Here is a 19853-nt window from a genome sequence, read left to right as displayed (position 1 = left end):
ACCCGGAGCAGCGACATGGGCGGTGACCGGAGCCCCGAGGACTACTTCGGCGACGACGCGGAAGGCCTCGCGCTCTACCGCGCCGTCGCCGAAGCCGTCGAAGCCAATGGCGAGGCCGAGGTCAAAGTGACCAAGAGCCAGATCGCGTTCCGCCGCCGCAAGGGCTTCGCCTTCGTGTGGCGGCCCGCGCAGTACGTGAACAGCGACGTCCCCGTGGTCCTGTCGATCGCCCTTCCCGAGGAGCTGCGCTCCGAACGGTTCAAGGAGGTGGTGCATCCGTCCGCGAAGGCCTGGATGCACCACCTCGAAATCCGCGAGGCCGACGAGATCGACCACGAAGTCCGGACCTGGCTCGCGACCGCCTACCGCGAAGCGGCCTGATGCGGATCAGGCGGAGGCGACGGTGAACCGGACCCTGCGGTGCCTCGGGTGCTCGAGCTCGTCGAGCACGGCTACCGCCAGGTCTTCGGCGCTGATCCTCGAGACGCCCGCGGCGTCCGACAGGAGCTCGTCCCGGCCGAGGCGGTATGCCCCGGTGCGCTCGCCGGGCTCAAGGACCGCGGGCGGGCTCACATAGGTCCAGTCCGCCTGCCGCTCCCCGGCGCACTGCCGGTGCTGGGCCGCGCTGGCCTCCGCCACCGCCCGCCACTCCTGCGGAACATACCGGGGGTCCTCCAAGACGGTCGTGCCGCCAGGGACCGTGAGCGTCGCCGCGCCGCCTACGACCAGCAGCCTGACCCCGGTCGCCGCCGCGCCCTGCAGGAGCGTCGCGGTCGCCTCGACCTGCAGGTGCTCGGCGCCGGCGGGGGCGCGGACGGTGCTCACCGCCGCGTCGTGCCCTTTGAGCAGCCGGGCCGCCGCCTCAGGATCGGCGGCGTCGCCCACCTCGATCCGCACCCCGGCGGGGAGTTCGCGGTTCGGATCCCTGACCGCGGCGGTGACCTCGTGGCCTCTTGCGAGCGCCTCGGCGGCGGTGCGGGTGCCGACCATTCCGGCCGCTCCGAAGATGATGATGCGCATGGTGGTCTCCTTCTCGTCGTCTCAGGCGTGGGTCAGGATCTTGCGGGGCGCCGGAGGCACCTGCCGCTTGGGCCGGTTCTGGAGCTGCGCGGTCACGGTGGCCGCCAAGGCGACCGCGAAGCCGGCGGTCTGCAGGACCGTGAAGGTCTCGCCGAGGACGAGCCATCCGACCGTGGCGGCGGTGAGCGGGGAGAGCAGGCCCAGGAAGCTCAAGGGCACCACCGAGAGCCGGCCGATGCCGCGGAACCAGAGCCAGTAGCCGAGCGCGGTGTTGACCAGGCCGAGGTACAGGTAGCCGAGCAGGTTCGAGCCGGTGAGCGCGGGGACGGCGCCTTCGACGGCGAAGGCGAGGGGGATGAGCAGGAGGCCGCCCGCGGTGAGCTGCCAGCCCGCGAGGGCGGCGGGCCCGGCTTCCTTCGGCATGCCCCAGCGCTTCGTGAGGACCACCGCGACCGCCATCGAGACCGCGCCGCCGATGCCGGCCAGTGCGCCGAGGGTGTCGAGTTCGGCTTCGGCGGAGAGCACCACCATGGCCACGCCCGCCACGCCGGTGAGGCCGAGCAGCCAGGTGCGCAGGCGCACCTTCTGGTGGAGGATCAGCAGCGTCGCTCCCGCCGTGGCCAGCGGGCCGACCGCCGCCGCCACTGCCGCGACGCCGCCGGGGAGGCGGTAGGTCGCGATGAAGAGCAGGGCGAAGAACGCGGCGATGTTCAGCGTGCCGATGACGGCCGACTTCCACCACCACGAGCCTTTGGGAAGCCTTCGTGACAGGACGATGAGCAGGAGGCCCGCGGGGAGGGCCCGCAGCATGGCGGTGAGGAAGGGCCGGTCGGCTGGGAGGAACTCGGTGGTCACCACGTAGGTGGTGCCCCACATGACGGGGGCGAGGGCCGTGAGGAGGAGGTCCTTGGTGCTGCGGTTCATCGTGGCTCCTTGGGGTAGCTTGATAATAAGTAGCTTACACTCAAGCTACTTGAAGTCAAGATACTTGATCAGGAGTTAGATCACCCTGAGGTACTTCAGCGACCGGAAGGCAGGTGGGCCACAATGACCCCCATGACCGAAGACGCCGTGGAGCGCGACGCCGTTGACAGGATCGTCGCGCAGTGGCACCGTGAGCTGCCCGATCTCGAACTCGAATCCATGGCCCTCTACGGGCGCATCCACCGCATCTCGCAGAAGCTCGGCGCGCGGCTCCACGAGCTCCGCGCGCGGCAGGGCCTGGGGCCCAACGAGTTCGACGTGCTCGCCTCGATCCGGCGGTCCGGGGAGCCGTTCACGCTGTCGCCCAAGGAGATCGGCGCGACCCTGATGCTCAGCTCGGGCGGGCTCACCGGGCGCCTCGACAAGCTCGAGGCCGCCGGGTTCGTCGAGCGCCTCCCCGACCCCGCCGACCGGCGCGGCCTGAAGGTCCGCATGACCGCGCAGGGCCGCGAGGTCATCGAGGAGGCCGTGCGCACCGGCATCGACCTGCAGCTCGAGACTTTGGCGGTGCTCACCGACGAGGAGCGGGCGCAGCTCGGCGCGCTGCTGCGCAAACTGCACCTCGGCTTCGAGGACCAGCCGTTCGAGTAGCCGGACCGCGTCCCCGCGCCCTCGGCTGGACCTGCGGGCGGCTGATCAGCGCGTCAGGTCGACGTCGTAGTCGAAGACGTCGTACACGATCACCGGTGGCGGCGGTGTCTGCGGCTGCGCCGCAGGGGCCGTCGTCTCCGGCGGCGGGGGAGGAGTGAGGGCCTTGCACCGGTCGAGCGCCGCCCGCATCGGCGCCTCGCCGAACGGGTTGTGCGCCAACGCCTCCTCCTCGGTGAGGAATCCCTGCGACACCTCGCCGCACATCCGCGCGACCTCGGCCAGATCCCTCGTCTGCGCCCGCGCCCACCAGTAGTCCGCCGGGTCCCCGTGGCCCGGCACCACCACCGCGGGCTTCCAGCTCAGCAGGTACTCGACGGCCTGCGGCCACTCGTACGGGAACGCGGCGTCGTAGGAGGGCGGCGCGCCGTGCTCCAGCAGGTCCCCGGCGAACAGGACGCCCGCGTCGGGCACCTCGATCACCATGTCGTTGTCGCTGTGCGCCAGGCCGGCCTGGCGCAGCACCACCGTGCGACCGCCCAGGTTCAGCCCGATCGCGCCGTTCACCCGGCAGTTCGGCGGCACGAGCGCCGAGCGGGCGATGCGGCGGGCGTCCTCCTCGCGGCCCTCCCGGCGGTACCGCGCGGCCCAGGCCTTGCGCTGCTCGTCGCCGATGCGGATGTAGTGGGCGCCGTCCCCGACCGCCCAGATCGCGGACTCGCCGAACGCGGAGGTCCCGAACCAGTGGTCGAAGTGGTCGTGCGTGTACGCGACCTGCCAGGGCAGATCGGTCTTCTCGCGGATCGCCGTGGCGAACGCGAACCCCGCCTCGGCGTTGATGCCCGTGTCGATCACCAAGCAGGACTCGTCACCGATCACCAGTCCCAGCGTCTGGTCCAGTTCCTGCAGACGCCGCACCCACACCCGCGGGGCCACCTCGATCCACCGATCACTCATGCCCGCAATGGTATGCGGTCGATGCGCCAACATATCGAAGGTGATCACAGCGTTCTGGTGGGAGCGAGGCCCGTCGCTTTGCGGAGGGGCCGCCGGAAAGCGTGTTACCGGCAGGTTCTACGTTCGTTCCGGATGGTCGTGAAATCTTCGAGCACGGTCCTTGAACGCAGCGGGGGAATACGGCGCGAAGCGCCTCTGCATCCCGTTTCGTCCCTCCTTCCAGGACACGGTTCGGTCACGGAATGACCCGATTTAGCGAGCTTTCCACTCGTGTAAGTTTCGGGGGTGAAATGAACCCCCTCACCTGTACGAAGGAGTACTTGCCCCATGCACCTCAGTCGTCGCGGCCTGTTGTACGGAACGGCAGGCGTCGCAGCCGTATCGCTCGCCGCATGCGGCGCGGGCGAGGATTCGAAGCAGCTGACCGGCTTCACGGGCATCGCCATGCCCACCAGGGCGTCCGACCGGTGGGTGCTGGAGGGCGCCGACCTGGAGAAGCGGCTGCAGGACCTCGGCTACAAGACCATCCTCGAGAACGGCGAGGACGACGTCCCCGCCCAGGTCGCCCAGATCGAGTCGATGGTCGACCAGGGCGTCGAGTTCCTCATCATCGGCGCCATCGGCAACACCTCCCTCGGCGAGGTCCTGAGCAAGGCCAAGGACAAGGGCGTCACGATCATCGCCTACGACCGGCTCATCCTCGAGACCCCCGACGTCGACTACTACGCCTCGTTCGACAACTACCAGGTCGGCGTGCTGCAGGCCAAGCACATCATCGCCAAGCTCGGCCTCACCCAGGACACCACCGAGCAGTACAACGTCGAGCTGTTCTCGGGCTCCTTGGACGACAACAACTCCCAGTACTTCTTCCAAGGCGGCCTCGACACCCTCGAGCCCTACATCTACGGCGGCTCGGTCGTGGTCCCCTCCAACGAGACCGAGCAGGACGCCACCGCCATCCAGCAGTGGGACCGCAAGACCGCGCGGACCCGGATGGCCCAGCTCCTCGAGGACCACTACCAGGACCGGCCGCTCCACGCGGTGCTCTCGCCCTACGACGGCATCAGCCGCGGCATCGTGGAGGCGCTGGTCGACGCCGACTTCGAGCCCGGCTCGGACGACTTCCCGGTCATCACCGGCCAGGACGCCGAGCTGCGCTCCCTCAAGGCGATCAAGGAGGGCACCGGCCAGACCGAGACGGTCTTCAAAGACACCCGCCAGCTCGCCGAGGTCGCCGTGGACATGGTGAAGGCGATCGTCGGCGGCGGGACCCCCGACGTGAACGACCAGGGCACCTACGACAACGGCTTCAAGTTCGTCCCCTCCTACCTGCTCGAGCCGGTCGACGTGACCGTCGAGAACTACAAGGAGGTCGTCGTCGACTCGGAGTACGCCACCGAGGAAGCGATCGACAGCGCCCCGGCGGACGTGGACTGAGCCCTCCCGCTCGGACGGACAAAACGGCAGCGGCCGGGCGAAAGCCCGGCCGTTTCGCTGTGCTCCATCGGTTCCGCTTGCGCCGCTGCCGATCGCAGACCGTCCGTTACGAGATCGTTATGCGACCTCTCCTCGCACGGCGGCGTGTCTCCTTTGGTAAGTTGCCGAAGCCGGACGAGCGCTCACACCCTCGGCCGCGCGGCTCCGATTCCCCCCAAAGCAATTGCCATCCTTAGGAGAACCATGAACCGTACCCTCAAGCGGGTGCTGGGACTGAGCGGTAGCGTCGTCCTCGGCCTCGCAGGAGCGGTCACCTTCGCTTCCGCCGCCCAAGCCCACCACAGCGACTACTGGGGCACCTCCGTGTGCAACGAGGACGGCACCTGGACCGTCACTTGGGAAGCCACCGACGGCACCTGGCCGGGCAAGGAAGACGACCTGACCGCCACGGTCAAGTCCTGGACGGTCGAAGGCGACGTCTCCGGTCCGCTCTTCGTCGAGGGCGCGGCGCTCCCCGCCAACGGCTCGACCGACACGCTCAAGGGCACCCAGGTCGTGTCCGGCGACGTCGAGACCGTGAGCCTCGTGCTCACCTCGAAGTGGTCGAACACCGTCGAGGACACCGGCGCCCCGTACATCGTCTCCCAGCCCGAGGGCGGCTGTGACACGCCCGAAGAGCCCGAGCCGGGCTTCGTGCTCGACAGCGACATCGACTGCGTCGGCATCTGGGTCTGGGCCGACAACACCAACCCCGAGGCGCTCGCGGAGTTCACCTTCGTCTCCAGCGACGGTGAAGAGGAGAGCTACACCCCCGAGGTCGGAGAGGGCTTCGGCTGGTACTTCCTCCTGGAAGAGCCCGAGTCCGGTCTGTCCGTCGACGTGCTCGTCGACGGCGAGCTCGTCGACACCGTCGAGTGGTACGACCAGGAGCTGTGCAGCTACATCGAGGTCGAGGCCGACTGCGAGGGCCTGATCTTCACGCTCTCCGTCCCCGCGGACGGCGAGGCCACCACCTTCACCCTGTGGACCAGCTACAGCGATGAGCCCGAGGAGATCGTGGTTCAGCCGGGCGGCTCCGAGGTGCGCGAGTTCAAGGCCGTCGAAGACGTCCTCTGGGTCGACTACCGCATCAAGACCGCGAAGGACGGCACCGAGGGCGGCGTCGAATGGATCCCCTGTGACGAGGAGACCCCTTCGCCGAGCGGCACGCCTTCCGCTCAGCCGCAGCTGCCCACCACCGGCAGCTCGATGACGATCATGATCGGCTCGGCCGCCGCGCTCATCGTGGCCGCCGCCGCCATCTTCCTGATCATGCGTCGCCGCCGCGCCGCGCAGGACTGGTAGCAACACCCGGGGCCTGCACGTCAGTCCCTGACTGAAAGGCTCTGACGAACGGGGGCCGCGCCATCGCGCGGCCCCCGTTTCGCGTGCTCAGAGCATGACCTCGTCGGCGCCGGTCCCGGCCGCGCTCTCGATCGCAGGGAACGCAACGGACAGCACCACAAGGGACGCAGCGCGGACCCCGCGGTGGCGAGTGCTTCCACCACGCCCCGAAGAGGGCTGCAACGCTCCTAGATCAGGCGATGCCGCCGAGCCGGAGCAGGGCCGTCGTGCCCGCCGCGGCGACGACGACGACGAGGATCGGGGCTCTGCGCCAGGCCAGGAGCCCGCCGACGAGGACGCCCGCCGGGAGCGCCCAGCCGGCGAAGCCGCCGTCGGCGAACAGCGCACCGGTGATCACGAGGGCCGCGAGGACCACGATGGCGCCGCGCTTCATGAGGGTCTCGGACCGCTCGGAGACGTTGATGCGGCTGCGCATGAGCGGCCCGGCGAGGCGGACCAGGAAGACCCCTACCGCGAGGGCCAGTACTGCGGTCATGGTCATGCCGCCTCCTCCTTCGGCTTGCGGCGCGGCCAGGTCGCGAGGAGGCCGAGGAGGGCCAGCAGGACCGGGATGCCGGTGGGCAGGAACGGTGCGGTCGCGGCGGCGACGGCGACGCCGACCAGGGCCGCGAGCAGCGTGTCGCGGTCCTTCAGCGCGGGCATCACGAGCGCGAGCAGGAGCGCGGGGAACGCGGCGTCTAGGCCGAACACGGCCGGGTCGGGGATGAAGCCGCCCGCGAGGACGCCGATGACGGTGCCGAGGTTCCAGGCGACGAACATGGTCAGGGTGGTGATCCAGTACGCGGCCTTGGCGCGCCGCCGGTCGTCGCCGGCCGCGAGCGCGAACGCGGTGGACTGGTCGATGAGCATGAACGTGCCGAGGAGGCGCGTCCACCACTTGTCCCAGTAGAGGTTCCCCACGGCGAGGCCGTAGGGGATGTGCCGCAGGTGGACGAGCACGCCCGCGGCGAGGCCGGCGAGGACGCCGCCCCCGGCCATGACGACGGCGAGCATCGCGAACTGGGAGGTGGCCGCGAACGTCAGGAAGGACATGGCGACGGGGATCCACCAGGGCAGCCCGGCCGAGGTGGCCAGGGCGCCGAAGGAGACGCCGACGATGCAGATGCCGATCGACATGGCGAGGGCGTCGCGGAAGACGTCCCGGTCGTGTTCGTGGAGGAAGCGGGGAGGCACCGGGCGAGTATCCCTCGTGACCGCTGGGGTGAACAAACGTTCAAGGGGCGCGACCGGTGCGTCACACCGGCCGCGCCCCTCGAACACTCAGGACTCAGACCTTGAAGCCGTACCTTTCGGTACTACCTGTTAGACCTCGTAGTACAGGTCGAACTCGTGCGGGGTCGGGCGGAGGCGGATCGGGTCGATCTCGTTCTCGCGCTTGAAGGAGATCCAGGTCTCGATCAGGTCCGGGGTGAACACGCCGCCCTCGGTGAGGAAGTCGTGGTCGGCCTCGAGGTTGTCGAGCACCGCGTCGAGCGAGCCGGGGACCTGCTGGATGTCGCCGTACTCCTCCGGGCCGAGCTCGTAGAGGTCCTTGTCGACCGGCGCCGGCGGTTCGATCTTGTTCTTGATGCCGTCCAGGCCGGCCATGAGCATGGCCGAGAACGCCAGGTACGGGTTGCTCGACGGGTCCGGCACGCGGAACTCGACGCGCTTGGCCTTCGCGTTCGAACCGGTGACCGGGATGCGGGTGCACGCCGAGCGGTTGCGCTGCGAGTAGACCAGGTTGACGGGGGCCTCGAAGCCCGGCACCAGGCGGCGGTAGGAGTTCACCGACGGGTTGGTGAAGGCCAGCAGGCTCGGGGCGTGCTTGAGCAGGCCGCCGATGTAGTGGCGGGCGGTGTCGGAGAGGCCGGCGTACCCGGTCTCGTCGTAGAACAGCGGCTCGCCGTTCGCCCACAGCGACTGGTGGGTGTGCATGCCCGAGCCGTTGTCGCCGAACAGGGGCTTGGGCATGAACGTGACCGTCTTGCCCGCCTGGGTGGCGGTGTTCTTGATGATGTACTTGAACTTCTGGACGTCGTCGCCGGAGTGCAGCAGCGTGTCGAAGCGGTAGTTGATCTCCGACTGGCCCGCGGTGCCGACCTCGTGGTGGGCGCGCTCGATGGTGAGCCCGCCTTCGATGAGGTTGGTGACCATGCGGTCGCGCAGGTCCGCGAAGTGGTCGACGGGGCCGACCGGGAAGTAGCCGCCCTTGTGGCGCGGCTTGTAGCCGAGGTTGCCGCCCGGCTCGTCGGCACCGGTGTTCCAGGCGCCCTCGATCGAGTCGATCTCGTAGAACGCCTGGTTGGCGGTCTGGTCGAAGCGGATCGAGTCGAAGATGTAGAACTCGGCCTCGGCCCCGAAGTACGCGGTGTCGGCGATGCCGGAGCCGGCCAGGTACTGCTCGGCCTTCTTCGCGACGTTGCGCGGGTCGCGGCTGTAGGCCTCGCGGGTGAAGGGGTCGTGGACGAAGAAGTTCAGGGCGAGGGTCTTCTGCTCGCGGAAGGGGTCGATGAACGCGGTCGCCACGTCGGGCAGCAGCAGCATGTCCGATTCGTGGATCTCTTGGAAGCCGCGGATCGAGGAGCCGTCGAACGCGAGGCCCTCCTCGAGGAGGTCGTCGTCGAAGGACTCGGCCGGGATGTTGAAGTGCTGCATGACGCCGGGCAGGTCGCAGAAGCGGACGTCGATGAACTTCACGTCGTTGTCGCGGACGTAGCCGAGGAGCTCTTCAGGGCTGGAGAACACGAAGGTATTCCTCTCGGTAGGTGAGTGCCGGCGGGTCCGGGAAGGCCGGTTCCCCCGTCAGCCGTACTCAGGGCCGGCTCGCAAGCTTCGCCGGGCTGGCCGACCTCGCTGTCGACGCCTAAGCTTATTAGCCGAAACGCTAACCTCGATCAATTGCCCCACCGTAAATCAAATGTTTCGTGCGTGTTACTTGCGTTGTTCAAGTCTGTTCCACATTGACCGAAACCACTGCTCAGGGCGGTGCACAAGCCACGTTTCGGGCCGACCCGTAGACTCGCGCCATGACGAGCGAACGCGGTGCGAACTCCTCCCAAACCACCGGCTCCGGCCAGGATCTGGCGACCCTCGGTGCGCGGTTCGTCGCACTCTTCATCGACTGGATCGCCTGCACGATCCTCGCGATCGGCCTGAGCTGGCTCGACCTAGCCACGGCCGACCCCTTCGGCCAGGCACTCCTGCGCGCGGTGCTCTTCGCCGCGTACTGCACGGCCCTGCTCGCCTTCGGCACCCAGACACTCGGCATGTGGCTCATGCGCATCGCGTGCGTCTCAGCCGACCACGGCGGGCCGATCGGCCCCCTCCGCTCCCTGATCCGCGCGGTCCTGCTCTCGCTCCTGCTCCCGGCCCTGACCGCGCTGGCCCACCCGTACCACCGCGGCCTGCACGACCTCGCCGCCGGCTCGGTGATGCTGAAGGTGCCCCCGCGGCAGGCGTGACCCCGGCTCAGTCGGCGCCGGAACCCGGAGGCGTCAGCTCCGCTGCAGCCAGCGGACGAGCAGCGGTGACGGCACCGGGTAGGCGCCTTCGCGTCGCACCCGCATCGCGACCTCCTGGTCGGAGGAGACGACGACGACCGGCCGGCCCTCGGGCTCGACCCGCGCGAGCTCGACCACCACGTCGTCGGCGATCTGCCCTTTGGCGCTGAACAGGACCCGAACGCCGCGGGCGCTCGGCTTGGCGCCGAAGATGGCGTCGGCCCCGTCGAAGACCACGGTGATCTCGGCGTTCGTCTGCGCCGCGACCGCCCCGAGGCCCTGTACGAGCCGGTTGCGCTGCTGCTCGAGCGTCAGCGTGTCGCCCCAGGCCGAGATCGTGACGTTGTAGCCGTCGACGATGAGGTGCGGGTTCGGCAGCGACAAGAGGTGGTCGAGGCGCTGCGGGTCGGTCTGGTCGAGGCCGCGCGAGCCCTCGGCGGTGCGCTCCTCGGGCTCCTCGCAGAGCTCGTCGGCGATGTAGTCGGCGGGCCGCTCCACGACCGGTTCGAGGCCGAGCTCGCGACGCAGGCCCGTGGCCGTGCCCGAGAGCGTCTCCAGCAGCAGCCACAGCCGGGCCGAGGTGAGCCGCTCGTGCTCCCTGTCGGCCTTGCGGACGCGTTCGAGCTGCGCCTTCAACGACTCGACCTCGGCCTCGATGCGGCGGCGCTCGGACCGGCGCTCGGTGTCGAGGTGCTTGAGGCGGCCCCGCTCGGCGGCGAGGTCCCCGGCGGCCTTGGCGGCCCTGTCCTCGGAGTCCTTCAGGTCGCGGCGGGCCCGCCGCAGCTCCTCCTGCAGGACCGCGGCGGCCGACCGCTGCTCGGCGAGCGCACCGCGGAGCTTCCCGTTCTCCTTCTCCAACGCCGCCAACCGCTTCGGGTCGCCCTCGGCGGCCGGCTCGGGGGCCGGGACCTCAGGGGCCTCGGCCACGGCCCGGGCCGCAGTGGCGATCAAGTCGCGCCAGCCCTCGGGCCGGAGGAGGTAGGCGAGCGCGGCGACCTCGGCCGGATCGGCCATCGGCGAGACCTCCCCGCCGGTGGCGATGGCCGCGATCAGCGGCGAATCGGTCGAGGCGAGCACCTCGGCGAGGCCCTCGCGGAATGCGGCGTCGGAGGCGAGCGCGACGACGAGTTCGGGCTTCGCGAGCTTCGCCCGCTTGACCGGACTGAACTTGAGGAAGCGGCGGAGCCGAGCCGGGACCTTCCCCGGGCCGAGCCCGGGCATCGCCACCGCGGCGATCTCGACCGCCCTGCGCCGCACCGGTTCCGTGAGGAACACCGCCGGGCCGTCGCCGTCCTGAACGGCACCGCCGGAAGTCCCGGCGCCCGGTTCGGAAGGGTCCTCTTCGGACGCCCCGTCCGCGCCGCCCCCGTCTCCGGAGGCCGTCGGTTCAGGGCCTTCGTCGCCGCTTGCCTGGCCGCTCAACATAGGCACCAGTGTGCCACCGCCGTCACAGGCCGGGACTGCCGACCGCAGGTCTTCCCCCCGGGTCATGCGGATCGCAGCGCACGTCCGGGCCCGCGTGTCAGACTGGTCGGATCATGAAGGGGGTCATGATGAGCCGGACACTGCTGGTGACGAACGACTTCCCGCCCCGCCGGGGCGGCATACAGACCTTTGTGCACGGCATGGCTTTGCGGCTGCCCTCCGACGACCTGGTGGTGTACACCTCGACCTCGCCCGGCTGGGCCGAGTTCGACGCCGTCCAGCCCTTCACCGTCGTGCGCGACCGCAGCACGATGCTCGTGCCCACCCCCCGGGTCGCCCGCGCCGTCACCGCCGTCGCCCGCGAGCACCGCTGCGACCGCGTCTGGTTCGGCGCCGCCGCCCCCCTCGGCCTGCTCGCGGCGGGCCTCAAGCACGACACCGGCATCGAGCGCGCCATCGCCCTCACCCACGGGCACGAGGTCGGCTGGGCGATGATGCCCGGCACGCGCGGCGCCCTGCGGCGCATCGCCGCATCGCTCGACGTCATGACCTACCTGGGGGACTACACGCACCGGCGCATCGCGCCGGTCGCCGGGCACCTGACCCGCCTGGAGCAGTTGACGTTCGGCATCGACACCGAGATGTTCCACCCCGGCGTCGACGGCACCCTGGTGCGGGAGCGGCACCGCCTCCAGGGCCTGCCGGTCATCGTGTGCGTCTCGCGGCTGGTGCCGCGCAAGGGCCAGGACATGCTCATCGCGGCCCTGCCGCATGTGCGCGAGCAGGTGGGCGCCGACGTGCGGCTCCTCGTCGTCGGCCAGGGCCCGTACGAGGCCCGCCTGCGCGCGCTCGCGAGGGCGCACGGCGTGCAGGACCAGGTGGTCTTCACCGGCGGCGTGCCCGAACACGAGCTGGCCGCGCACTTCGCGGCCGGGGACGTGTTCGCGATGCCGTGCCGCACGCGCCGCCGCGGCCTCGACGTCGAAGGGCTCGGCGCGGTGTTCCTGGAGGCGGCCGCGTGCGGCCTGCCGGTGATCGCCGGCGACTCGGGCGGCGCGCCGGACACGGTGCTGCACGATCAGTCGGGATGGGTGGTCGACGGCCGCGACCTCGGCGAGATCACCTTCCGGCTCTCGCAGGTCCTCGCCGATCCTTCGCTGGCGCGAAAGCTCGGCGAGGCCAGTCGCGAATGGGCCCTGAGCGAATGGACATGGGACCGGCAGGCCGGCCGGCTCGAGGGCATGCTGTACGGCGAGACGGTCTGAGCCGGGCGGGCACGGCCGCCGCACGGCGCGGCATAGGGCATGCCCCTTCCCACCCGCATCCACCTCCGACCAACCGAAACAATGAGACGACGGTCCCACACGGGTCCGACACTCCGGTGTTCACGCAGGTCGAAAGCGCCTGCGCGCGGTCTGGGGCTCGCCTCGCGGGGCAGGGGCGTGCGAGCGGCTCCGGCGAGCCGCCCGGCGGTGGCGATCGGGGGGTGGTGCGGCGGGCGAGGCCGCTCCGTTCAGAACTTCGGCTGGTCGGGGGCTTCCAGGAGGCCGAGCTTCAGGGCGGTCATGAGCGCCTGCGCCCGGTTGCCCGCGCCGAGCTTCTCGTAGAGCTTCGAGATGTGCGTCTTCGCCGTCGACTCCGAGACGTACAGCTGCTTCGCGATCCCGGCCACCGACAGGCCGTCCGCGAGGAGCTTCAGCACCTGCGACTCGCGCGGCGAGAGCTGCGGGCCCGTCGGCGTCAGCCGCCGCTGCATCGCCTCGGCCAGGTCCGCGGCGCTGAACGCCGTGGGGTTCGCCGCCGCGTGCCGCGCCGCCGAGACCACGTCGTTCGCCGGGGCCGACTTCGGCACGAACGCCGAAGCGCCCGCGTCCAGAGCGCCGAACAGCTGGTCGTCGCCCGCGTACATCGTCAGCACCACGATGCCCATGTTCGGATGCGCCTTGCGGAGCTTGCGCGTCGCGTCCAGCCCCGACCCGTCGGGCAGGCGCAGGTCCATGATCACCACCGACGGCATGAGGGAGGCGGCATGCCGCAGCGCGTCCGCGGCCGTGTCGGCCTCGCCGACCACCTCGAACTCGGGGTCGCGGTCGAAGGCATGCCGGAGACCCTTGCGGATCAGGTCGTGGTCGTCGACGATGAGCACGGTCGTCTGACCGGTCGTCTCCTGCGCCTCAGCGTTCATGTCGTCTCTCTCCTCATTGGCTGCCACGGCCACGCAAGGCCCGGCTTCCAAGCCTTCACTTGTTGTCGTGGTCGGGCCGTCGGGCCGGCTGTTCAGTTCTCGAAATGCGGTCGGCGGCCGCCCAGGCCGCGGACCCCGGTCGCGGGGTCTCGGCCCGGGGCGTGGGCCGCGCCCCCGCGTTGAGCACCACGGCCACCGTCGTCCCGTGCGGCTGGTGCGGCCGGATCTCCAGTGATCCGCGGATCCGCTCCGCCCGCTCGCTCATGATCGCCAGCCCGTACCGCCCCTCCGAGGCCTCGCCGGAGAGGCCCTGGCCGTCGTCGGTCACCTCGATGCGCGTGTAAGGCGGGTCGACCTCGCACGTCACCCACAGATTCTCGGCCCTGGCGTGCTTACGGGCGTTCGTGATCGCCTCCTGCGCGATCCGCAGCAGCTCCGCCTCGGTACTCGCGGGGAGCCTCGCCCCGCCCTCGTCGAGCGACAAGTGCACCCTGAGGCCGGCGGAAGCGCCCACAGTACGAGCATAGTCCGCAATCGCCGATGCCAGCCCGCCCTGACGGTCGACGTTCGACCGCAGTTCGAACAGGGAGAACCGCAGCTCGGTCACGAGCCGGGTCACCTCCGAGCGCAGGTCCTCCAGCTCGCCCTTGGCCTCCCCGGCATCGGGCGGGAGGATCGCCATGGCGTTGTCGATCCCGTAGCCGAGCATCGCCAGCTCCTGGGCGATGCCGTCGTGGATCTCGCGGGCGAGGCGCTGGCGCTCCTCTGTGGTCGCCATGGACCGCACGTCCTCGAAGAGCAGCGCGGTCTCCAGGCGCAGGGCCGCGCCCTTGGTGCGGTCCTCGGCGGCGGTGATGGCCTCGGGGCCGAACGCGGCGGGGTCGTCGGATTCGATGGCGACGAGGCCGACGGTGCGGCCTTCGGCGACGAGCGGGATGACCAGGGACGCCACGGGCCCTTGGGTGGAGCGCGAGAGCGGGACCTGCCCGGCCTGCGGTTTCTGGCCGGCCCAGGCGTCGGCGAGGAGCGAGTTGAGCTGCGGTGAGGTCTCCCAGTCGACGCGTTCCTCGGCGTGCTGGGCGAGTACGACGAGGCGCCGGCCGGAGGCGGCGGAGAGCACGGCGGCGCGGGCGACGCCGGGGATGCGGGAGGCGGTGTCGACGATCTCGGTGGCGATCCCGCCCGGGTCCAGTGTGGATCCGGGGAGTTGGCGGGCCACGACGCGCAACTGGGTGAGCAGGGCCGCGGCCTCGGCGTACGGCAGCTGCGAGTGGTGCAGGTCCGAGGAGCGGGAGCGGCGCAGCCACCAGGCGCCGACGGCCGAGGCGAGCCCGAAGGCGAGCGCCACGGCCACGGTCGTCACGTAGGTGCCCCGGTCGTACGCGGAGATGCGGGGCGTCTGGGCGATGAGGCCGATCGCGGCGATGGCGACGAGCACGGGCGGGCCCCAGGCGCGCATGCGGCTGTACCGGTCGTCGTCGCCGGTCTGGTCGGCGGCGTCGAACGCGGCCGTGGCGAACGGCGCGATGAGGTAGGGCAGCATCCAGGCGGGGAGGCCGTCGGTCGCGAGGGTGCCGAGCACGACGACGGCGACCTCGGCGACCTGCCCGGCGGGGGCCAGGAGTCGGTGCCGGGGGAGGACGACGCCGGGCAGCGCCGCGAGTGCGAGGATGCCGCACCACGTCGCGGCGTCGGCGAGCCCTTCCGAAGCCCAGCCGAACACCGCGACCAGCGCGAACAGCACGCCCCGCAGCGCGACGGCGGGCAGTCGCCACTGGCGCTCCAGCACCGCCTCATCGCCCATACGGGCACCTCGCTTACTCGTTTCGTTGCGCCTTCGCCGTGTCGTAGAGCGCGTTGATCTCGCTTGAGTATTTTTCCATGACAACGTGTCGTTTGACCTTGACCGACGGGGTGATTTCCCCGGCGTCCTCGGTCAGTTCGACCGGCATGATCCGGAACTGCTTGATCTGCTCGGCCCGGGAGACCGTGCGGTTGGCCTCGTCGATCTTCTCCTGCAGTTCGGCGCGCAGCTCGGGGTCCTCGGTGAGGTCGCTGATCGGCGTCTGCGGGTCCTTGTCGTGCCGGGAGAGCCAGTCGCGGATCATCTCGCCGTCGAGGGAGATGAGGCAGCCGATGTAGGGGCGGCCCTCGCCCACGACCATGGCGTACGCGATGAGCGGGTGGGCGTCGAGGATCTTCTCGAGCGGTCCGGGGGCGACGTTCTTGCCGCCGGCGGTGACGATGATGTCCTTCTTGCGGCCGGTGATGGTGACGTAGCCGTCGTCGTCGATCTCGGCGATGTCGCCGGTGGAGAACCAGCCGTCGGCGTCGAGGACCTCGGCGGTGGCGGCGTCGTTGTTCCAGTACCCGGGGAAGACCTGCGGGCCCTTGGCCTGGAGTTCGCCGTCGTCGGCGATGCGCAGGGCGGTGCCGGGGGTCGGGCGGCCGATGGAGCCGACCTTGATGGCGGTCTCGAGGTTGAGCGAGAGCACGGGGGAGGTCTCGGTGAGGCCGAAGCCCTCGTAGATGGTGACGCCCGCGCCGCGGAAGAAGTGGCCGAGCTCGGGGCCGAGCGCCGCGCCGCCGGAGACGGCGGAGTTGCACTCGCCGCCGATCGCGGCCCGGATCTTGGAGTAGACGAGCACGTCCCACAGCTTGTGCTTGAGCTTCAGCACCAGGCCGGGGCCGCCGGGCTTGTCGAGTGCGCGGCTGTACTCCTTGGCGACGATCGTGGCCTTCTCGAACAGGTGGCCCTTGCCGCCGTCGACGGCCTTCTGGTACGCCCCGGCGTAGACCTTCTCGAACACACGGGGGATCGCGAGCAGCGTGGTCGGCTTGACCACGGGCATGATCGCGGTGAGCTTGGTGCGGTCGGCGTGGGCGATGGTGGTCCGCGATTCCATGCCGGCGAGCTGGAGGATGCGGGCGAGGACGTGCGCGAGCGAGAGGAACAGCAGCATGCGGGCGCCGTCGTAGAGGACGCCGGGTACCTCGGGGATGATGTTGCGGATGTCCGCCAGCAGGTTCCGGTGGGTCAGCATGCAGCCCTTGGGGCGGCCGGTGGTGCCCGAGGTGTAGACGATCGTGGCGAGGTCGTCGGCCTTGCGGGAGGTGCGGCGCTCCTCGATGTCGATGTCGGCGTTCGCGCCCAGGGCGTCGAGGGCGTCGAGGGCGCCCTGGTCGCCGTCGATGGTCCACACGTGCTTGACCTGGTTGCCCAGGCCTTCCATCATGGCGGCCATCTCGGCGTTCTCGCAGATCACGGCGATCGCCCCGGAGTCCTCAAGGATCCATTTGGCCTGGTCGGCCGAGGAGGTCTCGTAGATCGTGACGGTGACGGCCCCGGCGGCCCAGATCGCGTAGTCCAGGAGGGTCCACTCGTAGCGGGTGGCGGACATGATGGCGACGCGGTCGCCCGGCTGCACGCCGGCGGCCGCCAGGCCCTTGGCCGCGGCGATCACCTGCGCGCGGAACTCGACCGAGGTGACGTCCTTCCAGGTGGCGCCGTCGTCGAGCGAGCGCATGAAGAGGATCGAGGCGGGGTGGTTCTCGGCCGCGTCCCACAGCGCGGTGAGGGTGTTGTCTTCGTCGGGCACAGTCACCACGGGGGGGACGGCGAACTCGCGCATGGAAAGGCTCCGTTCAAGACGCCATGTTCACGGCTTTGTAAAGTGGCTCACAGCTCATGTTACCGGTGGGTCAACTTCCTATGGAAGAGGGACTGTGAGGCAGACCATGATGCTAAGGGCAGCTTAGCGGAGCAGGGGCAGGACCGTCGAACGCACGTTGCGGGACTGTCACTCAAGCGACCCTCTCCCCTCGCACCCGGTGATACCTTCGCCGAGTGGGACGGAACGGCCGATTTCATCTCCAGGTCATCGCGCTGTAAAGTCCTCGGTGGCCCGCAGCGTCGCGCGGCATCCCACGCCTCAAACCGTGAACCGCTGGAGGGTACAGCAGTGAGTCTGACTATCGGGGTCGACATCGGGGGCACGAAAGTCGGCGGCGGCGTCGTCGACGAGAACGGCAACGTCCTCGCCACGTCCCGGCGCCCCACCCCAGCGGACGACACCTCCGGCGTCATCCAGGCCGTCAAGGAAGTCGTCGACGAGCTCCGCGCCGGCCGCGAGGTCGAGGCCGTCGGCATCGGCGCGGCGGGCTGGATCTCCTCCGACCGCTCCACCGTGATGCTCGCCCCCAACCTCTCCTGGAAGGACGAGCCGCTGCGCGACAAGGTCGCCGCGGCCATCGACCTCCCCGTCGTCGTCGAGAACGACGCCAACGTCGCCATCTGGGGCGAGCACAAGTACGGCGCCGCCAAGCGCCACCGCTCCTCCGTGCTCTACACGATCGGCACCGGCGTCGGCGGCGGCATCGTCGTCAAGGACAACCTCCTGCGCGGCACCAACGGCGTCGCGGCCGAGATCGGCCACATCCGCTCCGTCATGCCCGGCGGACGCGAATGCGGCTGCGGGCGCACCGGCTGCCTCGAGCAGTACGCCTCCGGCCGGGCCCTGACCCGCGCCGCCCAGGAAGGCGCCGCCGAGCACCCCGAGAAGGCCGCGGTCCTCCTCAAGCTCGCCGGCGGCGACCCCGAGTCGATCACCGGCCGCCAGGTCACCGAGGCCGCCCGCCAGGGCGACGAGGTCGCCTTGGGCGCCTTCGACTTCATCGGCTTCTACCTCGGCAACTCCGCCGCGGACATGGTCAACCTCATCGACCCCGGCGTCATCCTCATCGCCGGCGGCGTCGTGGACGCGGGCGACCTGCTCCTGGACCCGATCCGCAAGCACTACAAGGAGGCCCTGGCCAGCCGCGACCAGATCCCGGTCGCCGAGGTCCGCGCCGCCGAGCTCGGCTCCAAGGCCGGCGTCATCGGCGCGGCCGATCTCGCCCGCCACCGCGAGATCGTCCCCTAAGGACACCGAACGCGAAGCAGGGCCGGAGCGATAGCTCCGGCCCTGCCTCGTGTGAGGGTCAGCAGATGTTCCGCGAGCCGTTGCCGCTCAGGGTCCAGTTGGTGTTGGTCCCGCACGGCGACTCCCGCACTGACGTGTTGTTCACCGTCAGCGTGATCCAGATGTCGCGGTTGTTGGCGAACTCCGTGCGGGCCGCGAGGCGCACCTCGCCGCCGCCGTTGACGGTCCCGCCCCTGATCGACACGTTGTAGCAGTTCTCGATCAGCACCGAGTTGTTCCCGTTGCTGGCCAGGTCGACGTTCTTGATGACGACCCCGCCGGACTGCGAGACGCAGAAGATCCCGCGCCCCCCGCCCCTGGAGATCACGTTGTCGACGTAGATGTTGGTGCTGTACGAGCCGTTCGACAGGCGCCCGTTGGTGTTCGCCATCCGGAACGTCGCGTAGCCGGTGCCCGCGCCGACGTTGTTGCCGTCGACCGTGCCGACCCAGCCGTTGCGCGAGTTCTGGATCAGCAGCCCCGACTCGCCGACGTTCCGCGCGGTCACCCGGGTGATGTTGAACCCGTCGATGTTCCAGGTCTCGACGGCGTGGCTGCCGGCGCCCGACACGTAGATGTCGTTCATGGTCACGTTGTAGTTCCAGGCGGCGTCGCGGTCGAAGCGGATGCCCAGGCCGCCGCTGAGGGTGAGGTCGATGTCGCCCAGCTTCAGGCCGTTGGTGCCGGAGAACCGGAGGCCGAAGTAGGGGTTGCCGCTCATCTTCAGGTACGCGATGTTGACGTCGGTGGTGTTGATCGCCTCGATCGCGCCGCGGCCGGACCGGTTGCCCACGGTGATCATGCCGCAGCCTTCGAAGGTCTTGCCGCTCTGGATGGTGATGGTGCTCGCGCCGATGTTGCCCGAGGCCATCACGGCGACGCGCTGGCCGCTGGAGATGGTGTCGACGCCGGCCTGGACGGCGGCGCGGTAGTCGCCGCCGGAGTAGACGGTGGTCGAGCCCTCCCTGGTGACGTAGGCCCCGCTGGAGCCGGTGACCGTGGCGTGGGGGGAGTTGGCGCCGCAGGCGGCCTGGGCCACTGCGGCGCCGTCGAGGACGGGGAGGGCGACGACGCCTGCGGCGCCCGCGAGGAACGCGGCGGCGGTCGCGACGAGTGTGCGGAGCCTTCGCTTCGGTGCGAGGGACATGGGAGCTCCTAAGGGAGTGGTGCCGGTGAAACGATTCAATTGAGACATCGATATGAATCGATTTAATGGGATCATAGCGGGCGGATCGCGGTTTGGAAAGCGCTACACCACTCGAATTCGACCACTTTCGGGTGACACGTAGGCCGCGGGCCCGGGTTCCTGTCGTACCCGCCCGGCACGCTGGGCCCTACAGTCTCTTCCCCTCCAGTGGTGGGTGGGGGATGTGGACGGCCGGTCGCGAAAGGGCGGCCGGCGCACACGAA

18 protein-coding genes are annotated in these 19853 nt (G+C 70.0%); 7 read left to right on the top strand and 11 right to left on the bottom strand.

Annotation, left to right across the window (positions count from 1 at the left end):
* Window positions 1-15: 15 nt before the first annotated feature.
* A complete protein-coding gene (locus QWI33_RS02410) occupies window positions 16-381 on the top strand; it encodes a DUF5655 domain-containing protein (protein WP_289954500.1) in 366 nt (121 codons plus the stop codon).
* A gap of 6 nt (window positions 382-387) precedes the next feature.
* Here QWI33_RS02410 and QWI33_RS02405 read toward each other — a convergent pair whose 3' ends face one another.
* Entirely contained in the window at window positions 388-1020 is a 633-nt protein-coding gene (locus QWI33_RS02405) for an NAD(P)-dependent oxidoreductase (RefSeq protein WP_289954498.1), read from the bottom strand.
* A gap of 21 nt (window positions 1021-1041) precedes the next feature.
* The gene (locus tag QWI33_RS02400) at window positions 1042-1944 is read right to left on the bottom strand and encodes an EamA family transporter (protein ID WP_289954496.1); all 903 of its coding nucleotides are present in this window, start codon (window positions 1942-1944) and stop codon (window positions 1042-1044) included.
* A 132-nt stretch (window positions 1945-2076) separates the two neighbouring features.
* Here QWI33_RS02400 and QWI33_RS02395 point away from each other — a divergent pair, with 132 nt between their 5' ends.
* Window positions 2077-2595 (top strand): MarR family winged helix-turn-helix transcriptional regulator, encoded by a 519-nt coding sequence (locus QWI33_RS02395; RefSeq protein ID WP_289954494.1) that lies wholly within the window; start codon window positions 2077-2079, stop codon window positions 2593-2595.
* 45 nt (window positions 2596-2640) lie between these two features.
* Here the strand turns inward: QWI33_RS02395 and QWI33_RS02390 are convergent, their stop codons facing one another.
* Complete coding sequence (locus QWI33_RS02390; protein ID WP_289954491.1) at window positions 2641-3549, bottom strand: MBL fold metallo-hydrolase; 909 nt, start codon at window positions 3547-3549, stop codon at window positions 2641-2643.
* Window positions 3550-3876: 327 nt separating this feature from the next.
* Between QWI33_RS02390 and QWI33_RS02385 the strand changes: the two genes are divergently transcribed.
* Both QWI33_RS02385 and QWI33_RS02380 read left to right on the top strand, forming a co-directional pair.
* Window positions 3877-4986 (top strand): substrate-binding domain-containing protein, encoded by a 1110-nt coding sequence (locus QWI33_RS02385; RefSeq protein WP_289954489.1) that lies wholly within the window; start codon window positions 3877-3879, stop codon window positions 4984-4986.
* 243 nt (window positions 4987-5229) lie between these two features.
* Window positions 5230-6330 carry an LPXTG cell wall anchor domain-containing protein gene (locus tag QWI33_RS02380; RefSeq protein ID WP_289954487.1) on the top strand — a complete coding sequence of 367 codons (1101 nt, stop codon included), beginning with the start codon at window positions 5230-5232 and terminating at the stop codon, window positions 6328-6330.
* A gap of 232 nt (window positions 6331-6562) precedes the next feature.
* On the opposite strand, the gene QWI33_RS02375 is transcribed toward QWI33_RS02380, so the two are convergent.
* The 3 genes from QWI33_RS02375 to glnA form a co-directional block, all read right to left on the bottom strand.
* The gene (locus tag QWI33_RS02375; RefSeq protein WP_289954485.1) at window positions 6563-6871 is read right to left on the bottom strand and encodes an AzlD domain-containing protein; all 309 of its coding nucleotides are present in this window, start codon (window positions 6869-6871) and stop codon (window positions 6563-6565) included.
* On the bottom strand, window positions 6868-7563 hold the full coding sequence (locus QWI33_RS02370) for an AzlC family ABC transporter permease (RefSeq protein ID WP_289954483.1): 696 nt from the start codon (window positions 7561-7563) through the stop codon (window positions 6868-6870). Before QWI33_RS02370 ends, QWI33_RS02375 begins: the two co-directional genes overlap by 4 nt.
* A 129-nt stretch (window positions 7564-7692) precedes the next feature.
* A complete protein-coding gene (gene glnA / locus QWI33_RS02365; protein ID WP_289954481.1) occupies window positions 7693-9117 on the bottom strand; it encodes a type I glutamate--ammonia ligase in 1425 nt (474 codons plus the stop codon).
* A 281-nt stretch (window positions 9118-9398) separates the two neighbouring features.
* Between glnA and QWI33_RS02360 the strand changes: the two genes are divergently transcribed.
* Window positions 9399-9833 (top strand): RDD family protein, encoded by a 435-nt coding sequence (locus QWI33_RS02360; RefSeq protein WP_289954479.1) that lies wholly within the window; start codon window positions 9399-9401, stop codon window positions 9831-9833.
* A 33-nt stretch (window positions 9834-9866) separates the two neighbouring features.
* On the opposite strand, the gene QWI33_RS02355 is transcribed toward QWI33_RS02360, so the two are convergent.
* Window positions 9867-11297 (bottom strand): NYN domain-containing protein, encoded by a 1431-nt coding sequence (locus QWI33_RS02355; protein ID WP_289954478.1) that lies wholly within the window; start codon window positions 11295-11297, stop codon window positions 9867-9869.
* A 128-nt stretch (window positions 11298-11425) separates the two neighbouring features.
* Between QWI33_RS02355 and QWI33_RS02350 the strand changes: the two genes are divergently transcribed.
* Window positions 11426-12562 carry a glycosyltransferase family 4 protein gene (locus QWI33_RS02350; RefSeq protein ID WP_289954476.1) on the top strand — a complete coding sequence of 379 codons (1137 nt, stop codon included), beginning with the start codon at window positions 11426-11428 and terminating at the stop codon, window positions 12560-12562.
* A 248-nt stretch (window positions 12563-12810) separates the two neighbouring features.
* On the opposite strand, the gene QWI33_RS02345 is transcribed toward QWI33_RS02350, so the two are convergent.
* From QWI33_RS02345 to QWI33_RS02335, 3 genes are read right to left on the bottom strand one after another with little or no spacing between them, the layout of a single operon-like run.
* Entirely contained in the window at window positions 12811-13482 is a 672-nt protein-coding gene (locus QWI33_RS02345) for a response regulator transcription factor (RefSeq protein ID WP_205324017.1), read from the bottom strand.
* Window positions 13483-13537: 55 nt separating this feature from the next.
* The gene (locus QWI33_RS02340) at window positions 13538-15286 is read right to left on the bottom strand and encodes a sensor histidine kinase (RefSeq protein WP_289954472.1); all 1749 of its coding nucleotides are present in this window, start codon (window positions 15284-15286) and stop codon (window positions 13538-13540) included.
* Between the two features lie 13 nt (window positions 15287-15299).
* The gene (locus tag QWI33_RS02335; RefSeq protein WP_289954470.1) at window positions 15300-17114 is read right to left on the bottom strand and encodes an AMP-dependent synthetase/ligase; all 1815 of its coding nucleotides are present in this window, start codon (window positions 17112-17114) and stop codon (window positions 15300-15302) included.
* 330 nt (window positions 17115-17444) lie between these two features.
* On the opposite strand from QWI33_RS02335, the gene QWI33_RS02330 reads away from it, so the two are divergent.
* Window positions 17445-18404, top strand: coding sequence for an ROK family glucokinase (locus QWI33_RS02330; protein WP_289954469.1), 960 nt, complete (start codon window positions 17445-17447; stop codon window positions 18402-18404).
* A gap of 58 nt (window positions 18405-18462) precedes the next feature.
* Here QWI33_RS02330 and QWI33_RS02325 read toward each other — a convergent pair whose 3' ends face one another.
* Entirely contained in the window at window positions 18463-19590 is a 1128-nt protein-coding gene (locus tag QWI33_RS02325) for a hypothetical protein (RefSeq protein ID WP_289954467.1), read from the bottom strand.
* Window positions 19591-19853: the final 263 nt, after the last annotated feature.

The organism is Glycomyces tritici (assembly GCF_030403505.1).
The sequence above is the reverse complement of the archived record's forward strand: the minus strand, read 5'-3'. Positions and strand labels throughout refer to the sequence as shown.

Coding starts and splice junctions, on each gene's coding strand:
- QWI33_RS02400 (WP_289954496.1), bottom strand. CDS start 1,944: ATGAACCGCAGCACCAAGGACCTCCTCCTCACGGCCCTCGCCCCCGTC.
- QWI33_RS02395 (WP_289954494.1), top strand. CDS start 2,077: ATGACCGAAGACGCCGTGGAGCGCGACGCCGTTGACAGGATCGTCGCG.
- QWI33_RS02335 (WP_289954470.1), bottom strand. CDS start 17,114: ATGCGCGAGTTCGCCGTCCCCCCCGTGGTGACTGTGCCCGACGAAGAC.
- QWI33_RS02345 (WP_205324017.1), bottom strand. CDS start 13,482: ATGAACGCTGAGGCGCAGGAGACGACCGGTCAGACGACCGTGCTCATC.
- QWI33_RS02350 (WP_289954476.1), top strand. CDS start 11,426: ATGAGCCGGACACTGCTGGTGACGAACGACTTCCCGCCCCGCCGGGGC.
- QWI33_RS02410 (WP_289954500.1), top strand. CDS start 16: ATGGGCGGTGACCGGAGCCCCGAGGACTACTTCGGCGACGACGCGGAA.
- QWI33_RS02360 (WP_289954479.1), top strand. CDS start 9,399: ATGACGAGCGAACGCGGTGCGAACTCCTCCCAAACCACCGGCTCCGGC.
- QWI33_RS02390 (WP_289954491.1), bottom strand. CDS start 3,549: ATGAGTGATCGGTGGATCGAGGTGGCCCCGCGGGTGTGGGTGCGGCGT.
- QWI33_RS02375 (WP_289954485.1), bottom strand. CDS start 6,871: ATGACCATGACCGCAGTACTGGCCCTCGCGGTAGGGGTCTTCCTGGTC.
- QWI33_RS02380 (WP_289954487.1), top strand. CDS start 5,230: ATGAACCGTACCCTCAAGCGGGTGCTGGGACTGAGCGGTAGCGTCGTC.
- QWI33_RS02385 (WP_289954489.1), top strand. CDS start 3,877: ATGCACCTCAGTCGTCGCGGCCTGTTGTACGGAACGGCAGGCGTCGCA.
- QWI33_RS02355 (WP_289954478.1), bottom strand. CDS start 11,297: ATGTTGAGCGGCCAGGCAAGCGGCGACGAAGGCCCTGAACCGACGGCC.
- QWI33_RS02405 (WP_289954498.1), bottom strand. CDS start 1,020: ATGCGCATCATCATCTTCGGAGCGGCCGGAATGGTCGGCACCCGCACC.
- QWI33_RS02340 (WP_289954472.1), bottom strand. CDS start 15,286: ATGGGCGATGAGGCGGTGCTGGAGCGCCAGTGGCGACTGCCCGCCGTC.
- QWI33_RS02325 (WP_289954467.1), bottom strand. CDS start 19,590: ATGTCCCTCGCACCGAAGCGAAGGCTCCGCACACTCGTCGCGACCGCC.